Below are 16,449 nucleotides of genomic sequence, written 5' to 3' on the forward strand. Positions count from 1 at the left end.
ATGTCAGCAAATCCTGATACACCACTCTTGACCATAGCTCCTGGGCGTGCCACCGTTATTCTGGCTGTAATAGTCCTCGATGGCGCCCGATCCAGGCCGGGAATCGCTTGTGCGCTTGGGTTGGTCGCTGGGGGTTTCGTCTGGATAGTCAGCCACCTTGGCGACGTGCTCCAGGTTGGAGCCTTTCTTGGCGTGGATGGAAAGCATACAATCTCCTGAGCAACTACCTTCGGTTATAGCCGGAAGTTGGAAAATGTTCTTGTGCAGATTCTGCATGGCGGCTCTTCGCTTGGCCGTGCGCGCCTCAAGTGTTCGGTTCTTGAAGAAGATGGCATGGCCTGTTGATCGCGGCACAGGCCTTGGCGTCTGGCTGGTCACGACGAACGAGAGGAAATAAAGTGCGGATAGGCAGCGCAAATCATGCCCATAAGTAGTAGCATCGCTCATGCCGCGAAAAATGCTGACGGATTTTGGCGTGATCCGCACGACCTACTAGAGCATCTGAATAGTGTTGGTACGCTGGCCGCGACATTCGCGGAACAATATGGCGGCGACTGGGCCCGATTGGCCGGGCGCTGGCACGATCTCGGTAAATACCGCCCGCGCTTCCAGCGCTACATCCGCTTGGCCAGTGGCTTTGAGGTCGATGCACACATCAAGGGCGAAGCGGGCAAGGCGCCACATTCTACGGCGGGGGCCATGCTTGCAACGGATCGCTTCGGTGCGGCGGGTCGAGTGCTGGCCTATCTAATCGCTGGACATCATGCGGGACTCGCAGACTGGTTTGGAGGGCTGGATGTGCGACTGAGCAACGCAGATAGTCGTGATGAACTCAATGAAGCACTGGCCGAAAATCCGCCCGCAGAATTACTGGATACTGGTGGCTTCAAGCCAGATTTGCGCATCATCCCAGGTGGCAAGAATGGCTTTGCCCTGTGGGTGCGCATGCTATTCTCGGCGCTGGTGGATGCAGACTTCCTCGACACCGAGCGCTACATGGACCCGGACAAGTTCGCGCAACGTAACTGCTGGCCTGCGCTTGCCGAGCTAGAGCCCCGCTTCGACGCTCACATGGCGCAGCTGGCTACACTGGCCCTGCCCACGGCGGTCAACGCCATCCGCGCAGATATTCTGCGCCAGTGTCGGGAAAAAGCCGCGCTCACTCCGGGCCTTTTCTCGCTCACCGTGCCCACTGGTGGCGGTAAGACACTCTCGGCTATGGCATTCGCCCTGGCCCATGCGCAAGTACACGGCAAGCGCCGGGTCATTCACGTCATCCCCTACACCAGTATCATCGAGCAGACGGCAGACGTCTTCCGCAGCATCTTCGGCGAAGTGGTCATCGAGCATCACAGCAATGCCGAATCCGAACCCAGCCAGGAAAACCACGCTTCACGCTTGGCTTGCGAAAATTGGGACGCGCCCGTTATCGTTACCACCAACGTGCAGTTTTTCGAGTCACTGTTCGCCGCCCGGACATCGCGCTGCCGCAAGCTACATAATCTGGTGGATAGCGTCGTCATCCTCGATGAAGCGCAGCTGTTGCCTCCGGAATTTCTACAGCCGATGCTCGACGTACTCAATCTGTTGACGCAGCACTACGGCGTGACCGTGGTGCTGTCCACCGCCACGCAGCCCGCCTTGAGCACTCGCGCCTATTTTGACGCGCGCCAGAACCTGCGCGGCCTGGACAATGTGCGTGAAATCATCAGCGATCCTGATGCGCTCTACCATTCACTGGAACGCGTGCGGGTACTTCTACCTGCAGATTGGCATACACCCATAGAATGGCCGCAGCTGGCGTCGGAATTGGCCGCACACGACTCGGTGCTCGCTATCGTCAATACCCGCAACGATGCTCGCGCGTTGTGGGAGCAGATGCAGAAGATCGATGCGGGGACGCTGCATCTGTCCGCGCTGATGTGCGGCGCCCACCGTTCGCTGGTCATCGCCGACATCAAGGCGCGACTAAAAGCCGGCATACCTACGCGTGTGGTCAGCACCCAACTGATCGAAGCGGGCGTGGACGTGGATTTCCCTGTGGTATTTCGTGCGCTCGCAGGGCTCGATTCCATCGCCCAAGCGGCAGGGCGCTGCAACCGCGAGGGCCACTTGGCCGCCAAAGGCAAGGTCGTCATTTTCGTGCCGCCTAAGCCCGCTCCACCCGGGCTTCTGCGTCGTGGCGAGGACGCTTGTCGCAGCGTTCTGTACGGCGACACCGAGCAGCCGCTTGCGCTCGAGTGCTTCGCCCGCTATTTCGAGCGTTTGTACCATGCCTGTGAACTCGACAAAAAAGGCATCTGCGATGACTTGTTCATGGCCGACAACGCGCTTGACGGACGCGAACTGGCCGTCAATTTCCGCACCGCAGCAGAGAAATTCAAATTGATTTCAGATGAAGACAGCATGCCCATCGTTGTGCGTTACCAGGGCGTTAATGGCCAGGACGACAGCATCAACAAGTGGCTAGCGACCTTGCGTAAAGATGGTCCCGAACGCTGGCTGATGCGCAAGCTGCAGCGCTACACTGTTAACCTGCATCGCATCCAAGCCATGCAACTGCTCCGACAAGGCGACATTGAGGAAATCATGCCTGGGCTGTTCGCGCAAGTGAGCGATTGGCTGTACGACACCACCCTTGGCCTCAATCCCGAGGGCACTCCGGTTCACCCTGTTTGCATCGCATGAGAGGTCTTATGAAGCCTTACTGCCTTGAACTTTCTGGCCCCTACGCCTGTTTCACCCGGCCGGAAATGAAGGTCGAACGGGTGAGCTACGACGTGATGACTCCTTCGGCCGCACGCGCCTGCTTCGAGGCGATTCTTTGGAAGCCAGCAATCCGCTGGCATGTGCGCCGCATCGAGGTGCTCAAACCCATCCGCTGGATCAATCTGCGGCGTAACGAGGTGGCTGGTGTGGTCTCCAGCCACAATGTCCAGACCGCTATGAAGAATGGTCAAGGCGACCTAGCTCTCTATATTGAGGATGACCGCCAGCAGCGCGCCGGGCTGTTCTTACGCGATGTGGCATACCGGGTGCATGCCGATCTGGAGTTCCTGCCCGCGCACGACCCTGAGGCCCGCGCACCGAAGTATCACGAGATGTTCGAGCGCCGCGCGGCCAAGGGCCAATGCGTCAATCAGCCCTACCTCGGCACCCGTGAGTTCGCGGCGCATTTCCGGCTCGTTGACGATAAAGCCACCGAGCCACAACCTATCGATGAATCCCGCGACTTAGGTTTCATGCTGCACGATTTGGACTTCTCCAACCCAGCCGACCCACAGCCGCGCTTTTTCCGCGCGCGCATGGAGCAAGGCGTGGTGCATGTTCCAGCCTGGGACAGCGCGGAGGTGCGGAGATGATTCTGCAAGCTCTGAATCGTTACTACGACCGGGTTGACAGCTTGCCGCGCGAGGGATGGGTGCGCCGTGGCGTCGATTATGTCGTTGTTCTCGACGAGCAGGGTGAATGCGTCAACCTCGAAGCTGTCGGAGAACGGAGTAAAGGTAAGACCATTCCGCGCGACATGCTGGTTACCGCCATCGGCAAGCAGGCGATGAAGCACACCAACAGCGGCAAGGATGCCAATCTGCTCTGGGACAACGCCAGTTTCGTGTTTGGCAAAGGCAATAAGGGCGACGTCAAGCTGTGTGGCTTCATAGACACTCTTCAAGAATGGCTTGGTGACCTAAACGATAAAGGCGTCGAAGCCGTGCGTCGGTTCTGCATCAACCTTCGTGACAACCCCGAAGCCTCCACAGCATTAGTACATCGTTTCCAAGCCAAAGACGATTTCGAGAAGCGCGACCCAGTTCTGATCTTTCGCCTTATCTCCGATATGGAGGGCATTCACCTACGTCCCGCCGTCCGCGATGCATACGAAACAGCGCTGGCCGCTTCGCAAGCCGGCAGCGAACTGCACGGCAATTGCTTAGTAACCGGTGAGGTTGATGTGCCACTTGCACCGAACGAATCCGTCATAAAGGGCGTTTGGGGCGGGCAGTCTGCCGGGTGCAATATCATTTCCTTCAACGCCCGCGCATTTGAGTCCTACGGCAAACGCGAACGCAATGGTGAAAACGCGCCGGTCAGCTTGCATGCTTCATTCGCCTACACCACCGCATTGAATCACCTGTTGGCATCGAAGCAGCGCATTCAGGTCGGTGATACCTCCACTGTGTTCTGGGCCGAGGAGCCCCACGAGTTGGAAGATACATTGACCGATCTCTTCGGCGAACCACTCAAGGACAACCCGGACAAAAACACTGAAGCGATCAAGGCCCTGTATACGTCCGTAGCGTCGGGGCAGTTCAGTGTCGGCAGGCCGGATACCCGCTTCCATGTGCTCGGCCTTGCACCCAACGCAGCGCGCATCAGCATCCGCTTTTGGGAAACTGCCACAGCCAGCGAGTTGGCGCGGCGCATCAGGCAGCACTTCGAGGATGTGGCCATCGTCCACACCATCTACGAACCTGAACATCTGTCATTATTTCGCCTGCTCACCGGCGTGGCGCTACTGAACAAGTCTGACAACATCCCGCCCAACCTCGGCGGCGAAGTCATGCGCGCCATCCTCGAAGGCCTGCCTTATCCGGCCACCCTGCTCAATCTGGCTGTGGCGCGCTGCCGCGCCGAGCAAAAACCCACCTATGCCCGCGCCGCTGCCATCAAGGGCAGTATTAACCGCTGGATTCGTTCACGTCATACCCAAGAGAAGGAGTTCGCGCCCATGCTCGATCCATCCAATGCCAACCCGGCCTATCGGCTGGGTCGACTGTTCGCCACGCTGGAAAAAATCCAGGAAGACGCCAGCCCCGGACTCAACGCCACCATCCGCGACCGCTACTATGGCGCGGCGTCGAGCACCCCAGCTGCGGTGTTCCCGACGCTGCTGCGGTTAAATAAGCACCACCTCGGCAAGCTGGCCGCCGGTCTCGCGATCACCCGTGAGAGGCTGATTGGCGAAATCATGGACGGTTTCGATGCCACCGCCTTCCCGCCGCGTATCCTGCCCCTGCCAGACCAGGCGCGTTTCGCCCTCGGCTACTACCAGCAACGCCAAGCCTTTTTCAGTAAACCCTCCCCCGTCACCGTCAAGGAGCAAACCCTATGAGTATCGCCAATCGCTATGACTTTGTGCTGCTATTTGATGTGAAAGACGGTAATCCCAATGGCGACCCTGATGCCGGCAACTTGCCGCGCCTGGATGCCGAAACCGGACATGGGCTGGTGACTGACGTAGCATTGAAGCGCAAGGTACGTAACTTCGTGGCCATGACTCGCGATCAGGATGAACGCGACCCGCAGCCGGGAGAAAAGCGTTTTGAGATTTACGTGCGCGAGAAAGCCATCCTCAATCTACAAAACCAGCGTGCTTACTCCGCGCTGCAGCTAGATGTGGAACCGGCTGAGGCCGATTCCGACGGAGCCCCAGAGAAAAAACCTGTCAAAAAGCGTAAGGGTGGCGGCGACGAAGTGAACAAGGCCAGAGACTGGATGTGCCAGAATTTTTTCGACGTACGCACCTTCGGAGCGGTTATGTCCACCGGCATCAACTGCGGCCAAGTGCGCGGACCAGTGCAGCTCACCTTTGCGCGTTCGGTCGATCCTATCATCGCGCAAGAGCATTCGATTACCCGCATGGCCGTAGCTACCGAAGCTGAAGCCGAAAAGCAGGGAGGCGATAATCGTACCATGGGCCGCAAGCACACCGTTCCATACGGCCTCTATGTCGCGCATGGCTTCATCTCCAGCTTCCTCGCCAGGCAGACCGGTTTTTCAGACGCCGACCTAGAACTGCTATGGCAGGCGCTTGGCCAGATGTTTGACCATGACCGCTCGGCTGCGCGCGGGGAAATGGCAACACGCAGGCTGTACGTGTTCAAGCACGAGTCGGAGTTGGGCAATGCGCCGGCGCACTCGCTATTCGAGCGCATCCAGGTGGTGCGAAAGGTAGACGTGCCGCGCAGCTTCGCGGACTATGAAGTCGTCGTGAACGAGGCGGAGTTGCCCTCAGGCGTGACGCTTCTAAGCATGGTTTAAGATGCTACCGCCGCCCGGACCAATACCCCGGACGACGACGGTCACTGGCGATGGCGAGTACCCGCAGGTGGCCGCTATCGATACGATAAATGATCGAGTAGGGATAACGACGAATGATTATTCTGCGCGTATCGCCAGAGGAAGGCGCGCCGATAGCTGGGTGCGCGCTGATCAATTGCAAGCTGCGCTGCACTTCGTTTCTGAAGTGCATTGCATGCGCTTCCCCAGCTTCATCGGCGTACCAGATTGCTGCGTCAGCAAATTCTTGCCGGGCTGCTGGGTTGAACGAGATTTTCACCGCGTCCGTTTGGCGATAAGGGCATCGACTTCCTCGAACACCTTTTCGGCAGGAATCCACTGCGTGTGTCCCGCTTCCAAGTCGGCTACACGCCGGGCAATTTCTTCATCCCAGGCCTTAGCAATGGTCTCTGGAGAATCCTCTGGCTCCTCTTCCAAGCTCACGATGAGACGATGGGCTAGCTCGCTGCGCTCGTGCGGCGAAAGCTGCAAGGCTTGGTTTTCAATCTCTTGGAGTATCGCGACCATGATTTGCCTCGTATCATTGCTGCCTTATGTAACAGGATAGCACCTGCATGGTGACCGATACAGACCCCATTCCCCTCTCCGCTCTTCAGCACTGGACCTACTGCCCGCGACAGTGCGGCCTGATCCACCTGGAGCAGCAGTTTGCGGAGAATATCCACACGGCACGCGGGCAGGCAGTGCATCATTTGGTGGACACGCCCGGCTACGAGGTCCGGCACGGAGTGCGGGTGGAACGGGCGTTGCCGCTGTGGTCGGACCGGCTGGGGCTAATCGGCAAGGCAGATCTGGTGGAATTCCACCCCGACGGTACAGTGTTTCCTGTGGAATTCAAGCATGGGCGAAAACAACAAAAGATCCATGACGACATTCAACTTGCCGCCCAAGCCATCTGTCTGGAAGACATGCTGTGTCGACCGGTTCCGCAAGGGGCAATTTTCCATGCCAGCAGCCACCGCCGACGTGTGGTGAGCATCACCCCCGAACTTCGAGCACTGGTGGTGGAAGCTGCGGAGGCTATTCGCGCCATGCTCACTTCCGGCAAGCTGCCGTCTCCGGTGAATGACGCACGCTGCAAGGAATGCTCACTCAGGGACATTTGCCAGCCTGAGGCCCTGACCTCCCTTGAAAAGCAGCGTGAGCAACACACGCGCTTATTTGATGCGGAATGGCCATGATCACCCTGCAAAACACTCTCTACGTAATGACCCCACAGGCTTATGTCCACTTGGACAACACAACATTGCGAGTAGACGTGGAGCATGAAAAACGCCTACAAGTGCCCCTGCACCATGTGGGCGCGCTGGTTTGTTTTGGCAACGTGATGGTCTCGCCTGCCTTGGTGCATCGTTTGGCCGACGAAGGGAAGTCCCTGGTGCTGCTGGATGGCTTCGGTCGCTTCAAAGCACGCATGGAAGGACCGATCTCAGGAAACATCCTGCTTCGCCAAGCCCAATATCGGAGCGCCAACGACGCTGCAATAACACTGGAACTAGCCCGTTCCTGTGTAGCGGGCAAAATCCGTAATAGCCGCACGCTGTTACAACGTGGAGCTAGGGAAGCCAAAGATCTGGAGGACGCGAACCAATTGAATATAGCTACTAAACACTTGGCTGCATCCCTGCGCTCCACAGCAGAGGCATCAGGAGTAGACGAGCTACGGGGGATCGAAGGCGACGCAGCACGCTTTTACTTCTCGGCGTTCAATTACATCATTAAGCCCAACATGCGTACGCAATTTCAGTGGAACGGCCGCACAAGGCGCCCGCCCCTGGACAAGCTCAATGCCCTGTTATCCTTTCTCTATTCCATGCTGATGAATGACTGCCGTTCCGCCCTAGAGACGGTTGGCCTTGATCCCCAGCTCGGATTCTTGCACGTAATGCGCCCTGGCCGGGCAGCATTGGCTCTTGATCTACAGGAAGAATTCCGTGCCGCCATTTGCGACCGGTTCGCGCTCACTCTAGTCAACCGTGGTCAACTCAGCAACGGCGATTTTGAAGAACGAGAAGGTGGGGCAGTACTGCTTGCGGACAAAGGTCGACGTAAAGTCGTGGCTGCGTGGCAGGAGCGGAAGCAGGAGGAAATCACCCATCCCTTGCTGGATCAAAAAATGCCCATTGGCCTGCTGCCCTTCGTGCAAGCACGCTTGATGGCACGTAGCATTCGGGGAGAGATGGTCAGTTACTTACCCTATCTGGCGCGTTGAGGACCGAATCATGCTTATTATCGTCACGTATGATGTCTCCACTGAAACCGCGGCTGGTCGCAAGCGGCTTCGCCGTGTGGCCAAAGCCTGTGAGCGTGTCGGCCAAAGAGTGCAAAAGTCCGTATTCGAATGCCAGGTCAATGCAATACAATATGAAGCTTTCGAGCGCGAGTTACTGGCAGAAATCGATGAAAAGGAGGACAATCTGCGCTTCTATCGCATCTCTGAACCAACCGATCTCCGCATCAAGCAATATGGCACCTTCCGGTCCATCGATTTCACGGCTCCCATCGTCATTTGAGGCGCGAACCCGGTTCGTCGCTCTTGAACCCGCCGTTTCGCGCACCGCTCAACGTATTGTTTATATTCCATTCTATGATATGTTCCTTGCGGTGAACCGATGTCTCAAACGCCTCTTGCTCAGGTTCGCGCAAAGAATAGAAAAAGTTCTTTTACAACAGACGGTTGTATGTTTGTGGGTATCGCCCGGCTCATAAACCGGGCGCGGATTGAAACAGGAACCCGGCCTGGCCAACGGCGGAACAGCTCAGTATCGCCCGGCTCATAAACCGGGCGCGGATTGAAACAGGGGATACTGAGGCATGTTGCTCTCCTTGGGTTAGTATCGCCCGGCTCATAAACCGGGCGCGGATTGAAACGTCCAGCGTAACGGTAACGGCTCCGTGCAATGGGGGTATCGCCCGGCTCATAAACCGGGCGCGGATTGAAACAAGCGCATCGAGGTGCTTGAGGGCGTCTGCCAGGGTATCGCCCGGCTCATAAACCGGGCGCGGATTGAAACTGGATATGGACACGCTGCGCGTCGTACCGAAGCCGTATCGCCCGGCTCATAAACCGGGCGCGGATTGAAACCTTCACGTCATCCGGCAAATTCCAGACGCGGATCGTATCGCCCGGCTCATAAACCGGGCGCGGATTGAAACAACAATACCGGCACCCAATATCGCCCATCCCCAGGGTATCGCCCGGCTCATAAACCGGGCGCGGATTGAAACTGTGCGTTTTGGGTCAGAGGAACCGAATGGCCAGGTATCGCCCGGCTCATAAACCGGGCGCGGATTGAAACGACACATGGCCGGAGGACCACCCGCGCACATTGGGTATCGCCCGGCTCATAAACCGGGCGCGGATTGAAACACCCAGTTGAAGAGGTTGTAAATGCTGCTCCGGCTGTATCGCCCGGCTCATAAACCGGGCGCGGATTGAAACTTTTGAGGCCTTGGACGTCTACCTTGATACGGTCGTATCGCCCGGCTCATAAACCGGGCGCGGATTGAAACTGGTTACTTGTGAGGTGTTGATATGAAAGCTCTTGTATCGCCCGGCTCATAAACCGGGCGCGGATTGAAACCTCTATTTCTGTTTCGTCGTCTCTCCCTGCGGTTTGTATCGCCCGGCTCATAAACCGGGCGCGGATTGAAACTGAAAACTGTAGTGATCGCGATTGTGGCCGTATGGGTATCGCCCGGCTCATAAACCGGGCGCGGATTGAAACAATCATGCCAAGAGTTGGCTACGTGGCCTTGAGCGTATCGCCCGGCTCATAAACCGGGCGCGGATTGAAACACAAAGTGGATAGCAGAATACCCGACGCCACCCGGTATCGCCCGGCTCATAAACCGGGCGCGGATTGAAACCGTAAACCACGGATTATCGCGCCAGTTGGCCTCAAGTATCGCCCGGCTCATAAACCGGGCGCGGATTGAAACAGGTCTAGGGATTCAACAGATTCCGTCTCGCCAAGGTATCGCCCGGCTCATAAACCGGGCGCGGATTGAAACCGGCCATGATCGCGGACCCGCGCCGGTCGAGCAGGTATCGCCCGGCTCATAAACCGGGCGCGGATTGAAACCTGGATTATTTGCTGAGGTCTTGGACGGCGTTGTGCGTATCGCCCGGCTCATAAACCGGGCGCGGATTGAAACCCATTTCCGGTGCCTCAGTTTCCGGTGCCGCTTCGTATCGCCCGGCTCATAAACCGGGCGCGGATTGAAACTGGATTCCGCCGTTGGTGGGCAGGCGAATGCCTTGGTATCGCCCGGCTCATAAACCGGGCGCGGATTGAAACCCGCTCGATCAAGTCAGCCAGCACAGGATTTACATGTATCGCCCGGCTCATAAACCGGGCGCGGATTGAAACAAATTCAGGGTGGTGAATAACGATCAAAGCAGTACGGTATCGCCCGGCTCATAAACCGGGCGCGGATTGAAACTCCCGGAATCCAGGTCAATCGCCACCCGCACGCGGGGTATCGCCCGGCTCATAAACCGGGCGCGGATTGAAACCTGTTCTTCGCCACGGCGCTACCGTGGACGTTTGTATCGCCCGGCTCATAAACCGGGCGCGGATTGAAACCGCCTCGACGGGCACGATCTCCGAATCGTGGTGCGTATCGCCCGGCTCATAAACCGGGCGCGGATTGAAACGCTGGAGGATACTTCGGCCACGGCTACGGCGTGCAGGTATCGCCCGGCTCATAAACCGGGCGCGGATTGAAACGTCTTGAGTCCGACGATCTCGGCGGGTGCGTCCAGGTATCGCCCGGCTCATAAACCGGGCGCGGATTGAAACAATCTGTACTATTGGGACGTCCCGCAATCTGACTGTATCGCCCGGCTCATAAACCGGGCGCGGATTGAAACAGGAAAGCGGTGCGTGGCAGGCGCACGGCCCCCAGGTATCGCCCGGCTCATAAACCGGGCGCGGATTGAAACAGGAAAGCGGTGCGTGGCAGGCGCACGGCCCCCAGGTATCGCCCGGCTCATAAACCGGGCGCGGATTGAAACAGGAACTGGCAGAACTCGGGCTGCCCGAAGAAGCGTATCGCCCGGCTCATAAACCGGGCGCGGATTGAAACCTGAGACCTGCGCATCGTCCGAAATAATTGCCGGTTCCTCGACGTTTCATGTGGGTAACCTGAGATCTAGCTTGCCCAAGATGAGGTAGGCCATGTTGATGAAGTTCTTATGGGTACGGTAACCCCGAGCCTTGGCCTTGGCGGACTGCAGAAGGCTGTTGAATCCCTCCAGAATCCCGTTGGTGATCTGGCTCTCGAACCAGCGCAATGCCCCGTCCCAATGGTTCATGAGGGTGTAGGTGACTTTGACCAGAGGGGGTAGTCCGCTGGCCTTGGCGTTTTCCATCCAGGCCTTGAGGAGCACAGCGCCTTGGTGGCGATTCTGGATCGTGAAGATTTCTTGGAAGGAGAGGCGGAACTGGTAGGCCTGAGCCGTCTTGAGGTTCTGGTTCTTGAGGATCTCCTAGAGCTTGGCGCTCTGCTTGGCCGAGAGCTTTCCCGGGTTCTTGAGCCACAGCCAGCGGCTCTTTTTCAGATCGGGCTGGGAGAGGGCTTCGCTCTTACGCACGGCATCCACGGCCTCATTGATGAGCTTCATCAGGTGAAAGCGATCGAAGGTGATCTGGGCACGGGGCAGATGCTCTGCAGCGCCTTTTTGGAAGGCCGGCGAGAGGTCCATGCTCACCTCCGTAATGGCTTCGGCGCTACCACCATGGGCCTGCAGATCGTCGGAGAACTTCGCAAAAGTCCTGGCGTCCTTGCCAGGGGTAGCAAAGAGCAAACGCCTGGCCTCCAGGTCCACGAACAGGGTGATGTAGTCATGGCCGCGCCGGCTGCTGGTTTCATCGACACCGATGGCATGGACCTCTGACATGTCTACGGCCTCACGAGCTTTGGCGACGTAATGCTCGATCACTCGCCAGAGCCGCTGGTCCGTCTCCCGGACCAAGCGGGCGACCGTCAACACGGGCATCTCCCGAACCATGGCCATGACCATAGCCTCGAAGAGCAGCGTGAACCCTGAGCCTTCCCGCGCCCAGGGGACGGGCACCAAATGCACAGCGTGTTCCGGGCACTGGACCCGCGGCACCCGCGCATGGAGGTAGGCCCCATGCTGGAAGAAATCGAGGTGGCGCCAGACCTTCTCCTGCGTGTCATAGACGGGGCAGTCCTGGCCGCAGACCGGACAAGGGAAGTGGCTCCCCTTGGGGAAATTGACGTGCAGGTCCAGCCGCTTCTCCTCCACGGTAAACCGTACATCGTCCACCGCCCACGGTGGAACCAAGCCCAATGCCAGTGTGAACAGTTGATTCCCTTGGTCCATCGTTTCCCTCAGCTCGCTGCCCGCTCTATCAGGCAATCATACCGCCTTACCCACTCGAAATGTCGAGGAGCCCCAAATGATAAATGGCGATAAAATGGCCACATAATGGTGACAAAATAGCACCAAAGTACGAATGGCGCCATGATGACACCAAAATAGCGACATAATGGCGATAAGATGATGTCAAAATGGCGATATGATGGTGTCATTTCGTCACCATTCGGATAACATTTTGGCCATTTGGTGGGACCGTCGGGACGCCATCTTGCGTGTATTCCTGTTCCGCTGTCTGCGCAGGTGTAGGCGCGCCCACAAACTGGATCAACGGCAGCCCTGCATTCGGATAATCAGGCGATTGAATGACCGGCGCCCAATCCTTCGGCATCCGAAACGAACCCGAATCCGTCAAACGGAAAATCCGCTCGCCCACACTCAAGGTCCGCCCCTCTACCCGAATCCCTACCTCACCCGTAGACAAAATCGGCGCCTGCACCACACCACGCTGACTCAGCCACCAAAAACGCAGCATCCATGCATAGTCGCGCGTCAACCGATGCAGCCCCAGGAAAATCCTTGTCAGGATGTATCGGACACCCGGTCAGGAATAAGGGGAGCAACACCCAAGGAAGACGGAAAAGGGAAATGCGCCGAAAGGAAATGGACATGCCAACTCCTAATGAATGCAGAGAACAATCTGATTCCATGACGCTCTGTTATCAAATTTTTTGGCACGTTTTTTCTTTGATACTTTTCTATCATAAAGTTAAGCCAACATAGAGGGTCGACGAAAAAAAGAGGCTCACCAACCAGAATCCAGCGGATCTTTTCCGCCTGTTTCCGAAAAGAAGCGAAAATTTTTTGCGGGGCAGAAACCGCATCAGAGACCGGTTGACGATTCTGTTCTGGCGGTCTGGAAGCCTGGGATTGCTGATCTACAGTAACCGGTCTCCCTGCGGCGTTCTTTCCCTGAGTGGATTGTGTTGCCAGCATGAGGCTCCTTACCGAGCTGGGTGCCGAGTACCTAGGCATCATCCAGAGCCTGCTCAGTACCTGCCGGCTGCAGGGTGTGTACCCTTAGGACTACATCGTCGATGTCCTGCACGGGTGGCACCCTGTCAAGGATGCGACGCAGCTCACCCCAAGACTCTGGAAAGAGCACTTCGCCGCCAATCCTCTACGCTCTCTACTTTCTTACATCCGCAAACCCGCCTGAAAGAACGCCGGTCCCTTACCGAATCGCTGCTACACCTGTTATCTGAAAGCGGCGTTCCCGGAGAGGGCAGAAATCATGCAATGGTGCGCTCGCGCCAGGACTGGGCGACAATTCTGGTATCCAGTCGAGGAAGTTGCGATATTCCGCCACGAGGCCAAAAGCCGGCTCTGTTCCGGGCGATACGGGAGAAAATGGAGCGGCAGGGTCCGGAGGGCTTTTTGCGTGCGGCGCTGGAGTAGGCGCAGCATTTTTCTGCACAGAGGCCGGAGGACATCTGGCTTGCATAGCGGGTGCGGATCCTCGATGATGCGCTGCATTCTCCAGAATCGCTCGCCCGCATGTACGCGCTCATGATCAGCACGGATGAGCACGCCAACGACATGCGCCAGAGCTCGCCTTTTGCTATGGTAGCCACGACTGCGGAGCGGACCCAAGTGCTCCTGGATTTCCGGGACGCCAGGGCGCGGGGGAAACGATGACCATCTTTTTCACTTCTGACTGGCACTTGGGCCACAAAAATATCATCCGGTACACCCAGCGACCGTTTTCCTCCATCGAGGAAATGGAATCCTGCCTGATTGGCGAATGGCACAGCCGCGTGACCCGCAGGGATACCGTCTATTTTTTGGGCGATTTCTCCGTTACCAATGCCCAAAACAGGCCGCGCATGGAAGCCATTCTGGCCTCCCTACCCGGACACAAGATTCTGGTCGTCGGCAACCACGATGACGGCAAGATCCAGGGTTGGGACGAGGAACACCGGCTCCTGGATGTTCGTGTCGATGGCAAACATCTCCTGCTCTGCCACTATCCCCTAGCCTCCTGGGGCGACATGCGCAACATCCTGCACCTGCACGGCCATACCCACGGTAATGGTGGCCGGCACCCGGGCATGATCGATGTCGGTGTGGACGTGTGGGGTGGGAGGATCGTGACCCTCGAGGATATCCTGCCGCACACCGAGCCCTTCACCGGCCATCGGCATGAGGGAACGCCGTATCAGATCTAGCGGTGGTAAAGGCCATTTCGTGCACCCCGTTACGGACGCGAGGATACTCGGCATGAGCTTCGCGATGGGAATACTGTCGTGGGCACGATATTCCGCTCGGCAATGACCCTGCGTAATAATCTCACCCGTCGGAAAACAGGAAGGGAGCCCCACGTCGGGCTCTGCTGCGCGGATAAGGAAAAGCTCCCCCATGGTCAATGTCGCCTCCCATAAGATTCACGGTCTCTTCCCCTTCTCCTTCGGGCAGGAGGAACCTTCCGGTGGCTTGATGGGTGCGGACGCACTCCAAAACGTCGCGCGAAGAGTGACGTCCGCGACGGCGACGGACCTGGAACTCACTGCGCCCACCATTACGGAGGGTGGCGTATCGCTGGCGGCAGGGAACTTCGAAGCCAACGGCCCGGTATGGAAAGAAAGCTCCGGAAAAGGGCTGGCGACGGAGGACTTCTACCCCATCATTCGCCAGATCATCGGCAGCAGAGCGGAACACTTTCCGTTGCTCTGTATCCCGCTGGACTTGGCACAGCCCACGATGTTTTCCCAACGCAAAGGTGGAAAGCCGCGGCTCTGGCAGCTGCCCATCGGGGCCAAAGCGAAAGAACGCTGTCGGCTCGGCGAGCACGAAACCTTGGCGCTGCAGTTGCTCGATGCCCGGCTCTATCTGTTTCGTACCGGTATCGGCATTCTCGACCTTGCCTGGCGCTATCCCAACGTCAAGAGAGCCGATCGAATCCTGGAAGGAAATTACGTGCTCGGCCATGCCCGAGCGCCGCAGATCAAGAATCTCGACGCGACAGAACACGACGTGTTCGGTCCCCAACAGCTCGTCCTGCTGGCAGGCCGCATGATCCGTCCACTGGTCCCGGAATATGACTCCTCCCGGAGTAGCCGCAACATCCTCTACTCCATCCTGGAGATTGACGCGGATAGTCCAGAGCCCCTAGACCTGCTGACTACCCGCTTGTCCCATCGGCAGACGATCGATTACCAACCTGCCCAGGAGATGATCCAGGCAACGATTTGGCAGCCCTTTCCCTACGTCTGCCATGGGGCCAGCTTGGAAGGGGGCGCATCGGTGGTCCGCGGAGAACCGATTGCCTCGGACTTTTTGAAGGGGTTTGTCGAGGGCACTGGCCCCAAGACCTATCTTCCCCTGGCGCTGGCTTCCTTCCATGCCCATTTCTGGCTCCTCAATCGCACGGAATGGATCCCCATGGAGCGGACCCGCTCCGGAAGCCGCCAAGAACGCGAGGGAATCGAAGAAATCTTCGAGACCACCGTCGAGTATCGCCGCTATTTTCAATATCCCGTGGTCAGCCAGATCAGTTTGCACAACCGCTTTCACCGTCTCTGGGAAGAGGCCCTGTCGATCCCCGAACGGATCCGTTTTCAGGAACAAACCGCCAAAGATGTGGCGGAACTGATCGGGGCACGCCGCTCCCGCTGGATTGGCCGCCTCTCTGGGGCCGTCGGCGGCTTTTTGGTGACCCACGAAGTCCTTGAGGCCTTTGCGTCCAGCGGACTCCCCTTCGCCATGCCGGACATGCGCACCTGGTTCGTCATTACGGCCAACAAGACCCCAGAAGTGCTGCGCCCAATGTTGGCCTTGGTAGAGCATTGGGAAATCGGGATCTTTCTCGGGAGCCTCCTAGGGGCCGCGCTGGGTTTGTGGTCCATGTGGAATTTTGACAAAACCATCGGGAAGGAATGAGGCAAAGCAGCATCCAGCGCCTTTTCGGCTTTGTCGCGGAATTTGCTTGCCATCCTTGGACTCCCTTCGCGGTGCCGCCA

14 protein-coding genes, 2 pseudogenes and 1 CRISPR repeat array are annotated in these 16,449 nt (G+C 57.9%); of the genes and pseudogenes, 10 read left to right on the plus strand and 6 right to left on the minus strand.

Translation table 11 applies throughout. From position 1 onward, the window contains the following. Positions 1-3: 3 nt before the first annotated feature. The gene (locus ACQAYK_RS07190) at positions 4-447 is read right to left on the minus strand and encodes a hypothetical protein (RefSeq protein WP_483167373.1); all 444 of its coding nucleotides are present in this window, start codon (positions 445-447) and stop codon (positions 4-6) included. On the opposite strand from ACQAYK_RS07190, the gene cas3 reads away from it, so the two are divergent. The 4 genes from cas3 to cas7c are packed head-to-tail and all read left to right on the plus strand — an operon-like array spanning position 421 to position 6,042. Continuing rightward, positions 421-2,688 carry a CRISPR-associated helicase Cas3' gene (cas3, locus tag ACQAYK_RS07195; protein WP_248885546.1) on the plus strand — a complete coding sequence of 756 codons (2,268 nt, stop codon included), beginning with the start codon at positions 421-423 and terminating at the stop codon, positions 2,686-2,688. The two genes, ACQAYK_RS07190 and cas3, sit on opposite strands and share 27 nt — an antisense overlap. An 8-nt stretch (positions 2,689-2,696) precedes the next feature. Beyond that, the gene (gene cas5c, locus ACQAYK_RS07200; RefSeq protein WP_248885547.1) at positions 2,697-3,362 is read left to right on the plus strand and encodes a type I-C CRISPR-associated protein Cas5c; all 666 of its coding nucleotides are present in this window, start codon (positions 2,697-2,699) and stop codon (positions 3,360-3,362) included. Further along, the gene (gene cas8c, locus ACQAYK_RS07205) at positions 3,359-5,113 is read left to right on the plus strand and encodes a type I-C CRISPR-associated protein Cas8c/Csd1 (RefSeq protein WP_248885548.1); all 1,755 of its coding nucleotides are present in this window, start codon (positions 3,359-3,361) and stop codon (positions 5,111-5,113) included. Before cas5c ends, cas8c begins: the two co-directional genes overlap by 4 nt. Beyond that, positions 5,110-6,042 carry a type I-C CRISPR-associated protein Cas7/Csd2 gene (gene cas7c / locus ACQAYK_RS07210; RefSeq protein WP_248885549.1) on the plus strand — a complete coding sequence of 311 codons (933 nt, stop codon included), beginning with the start codon at positions 5,110-5,112 and terminating at the stop codon, positions 6,040-6,042. Before cas8c ends, cas7c begins: the two co-directional genes overlap by 4 nt. A 4-nt stretch (positions 6,043-6,046) precedes the next feature. Here cas7c and ACQAYK_RS07215 read toward each other — a convergent pair whose 3' ends face one another. Then, the gene (locus ACQAYK_RS07215) at positions 6,047-6,400 is read right to left on the minus strand and encodes a type II toxin-antitoxin system RelE/ParE family toxin (protein WP_346347713.1); all 354 of its coding nucleotides are present in this window, start codon (positions 6,398-6,400) and stop codon (positions 6,047-6,049) included. Next, positions 6,337-6,588 (minus strand): addiction module protein, encoded by a 252-nt coding sequence (locus tag ACQAYK_RS07220; protein ID WP_248885551.1) that lies wholly within the window; start codon positions 6,586-6,588, stop codon positions 6,337-6,339. Before ACQAYK_RS07220 ends, ACQAYK_RS07215 begins: the two co-directional genes overlap by 64 nt. A 47-nt stretch (positions 6,589-6,635) precedes the next feature. Here ACQAYK_RS07220 and cas4 point away from each other — a divergent pair, with 47 nt between their 5' ends. The 3 genes from cas4 to cas2 are packed head-to-tail and all read left to right on the plus strand — an operon-like array spanning position 6,636 to position 8,594. Continuing rightward, a complete protein-coding gene (gene cas4 / locus ACQAYK_RS07225) occupies positions 6,636-7,262 on the plus strand; it encodes a CRISPR-associated protein Cas4 (RefSeq protein WP_248885552.1) in 627 nt (208 codons plus the stop codon). After that, a complete protein-coding gene (gene cas1c / locus ACQAYK_RS07230; RefSeq protein WP_248885553.1) occupies positions 7,259-8,293 on the plus strand; it encodes a type I-C CRISPR-associated endonuclease Cas1c in 1,035 nt (344 codons plus the stop codon). The genes cas4 and cas1c overlap by 4 nt, the downstream gene beginning before the upstream one ends. A 10-nt stretch (positions 8,294-8,303) precedes the next feature. After that, complete coding sequence (gene cas2, locus ACQAYK_RS07235) at positions 8,304-8,594, plus strand: CRISPR-associated endonuclease Cas2 (protein ID WP_483167374.1); 291 nt, start codon at positions 8,304-8,306, stop codon at positions 8,592-8,594. Positions 8,595-8,772: 178 nt separating this feature from the next. After that, positions 8,773-11,172: a CRISPR direct-repeat array (repeat unit 37 nt; unit sequence GTATCGCCCGGCTCATAAACCGGGCGCGGATTGAAAC). 46 nt (positions 11,173-11,218) lie between these two features. Here the strand turns inward: cas2 and ACQAYK_RS07240 are convergent. From ACQAYK_RS07240 to ACQAYK_RS07250, 3 genes and pseudogenes are all read right to left on the minus strand, one after another. Next, a pseudogene (locus tag ACQAYK_RS07240) lies at positions 11,219-12,436 on the minus strand (ISL3 family transposase). Positions 12,437-12,641: 205 nt separating this feature from the next. After that, positions 12,642-12,986 carry a type IV secretory system conjugative DNA transfer family protein gene (locus tag ACQAYK_RS07245; protein WP_248885555.1) on the minus strand — a complete coding sequence of 115 codons (345 nt, stop codon included), beginning with the start codon at positions 12,984-12,986 and terminating at the stop codon, positions 12,642-12,644. A 26-nt stretch (positions 12,987-13,012) separates the two neighbouring features. After that, a complete protein-coding gene (locus ACQAYK_RS07250) occupies positions 13,013-13,426 on the minus strand; it encodes a hypothetical protein (RefSeq protein ID WP_248885556.1) in 414 nt (137 codons plus the stop codon). Between the two features lie 10 nt (positions 13,427-13,436). Here ACQAYK_RS07250 and ACQAYK_RS07255 point away from each other — a divergent pair. The 3 genes and pseudogenes from ACQAYK_RS07255 to ACQAYK_RS07265 all read left to right on the plus strand — a co-directional run. Beyond that, positions 13,437-13,649, plus strand: a pseudogene (locus ACQAYK_RS07255) (IS66 family transposase); the annotation flags it as partial. Between the two features lie 475 nt (positions 13,650-14,124). Further along, positions 14,125-14,658, plus strand: coding sequence for a hypothetical protein (locus ACQAYK_RS07260; RefSeq protein ID WP_248885557.1), 534 nt, complete (start codon positions 14,125-14,127; stop codon positions 14,656-14,658). A gap of 190 nt (positions 14,659-14,848) precedes the next feature. Beyond that, a complete protein-coding gene (locus ACQAYK_RS07265) occupies positions 14,849-16,369 on the plus strand; it encodes a hypothetical protein (protein ID WP_248885558.1) in 1,521 nt (506 codons plus the stop codon). Positions 16,370-16,449: the final 80 nt, after the last annotated feature.

This window comes from Acidithiobacillus sp. AC3, assembly GCF_050261095.1.
GTDB classification, from domain to species: Bacteria; Pseudomonadota; Gammaproteobacteria; order Acidithiobacillales; family Acidithiobacillaceae; genus Igneacidithiobacillus; species Igneacidithiobacillus copahuensis.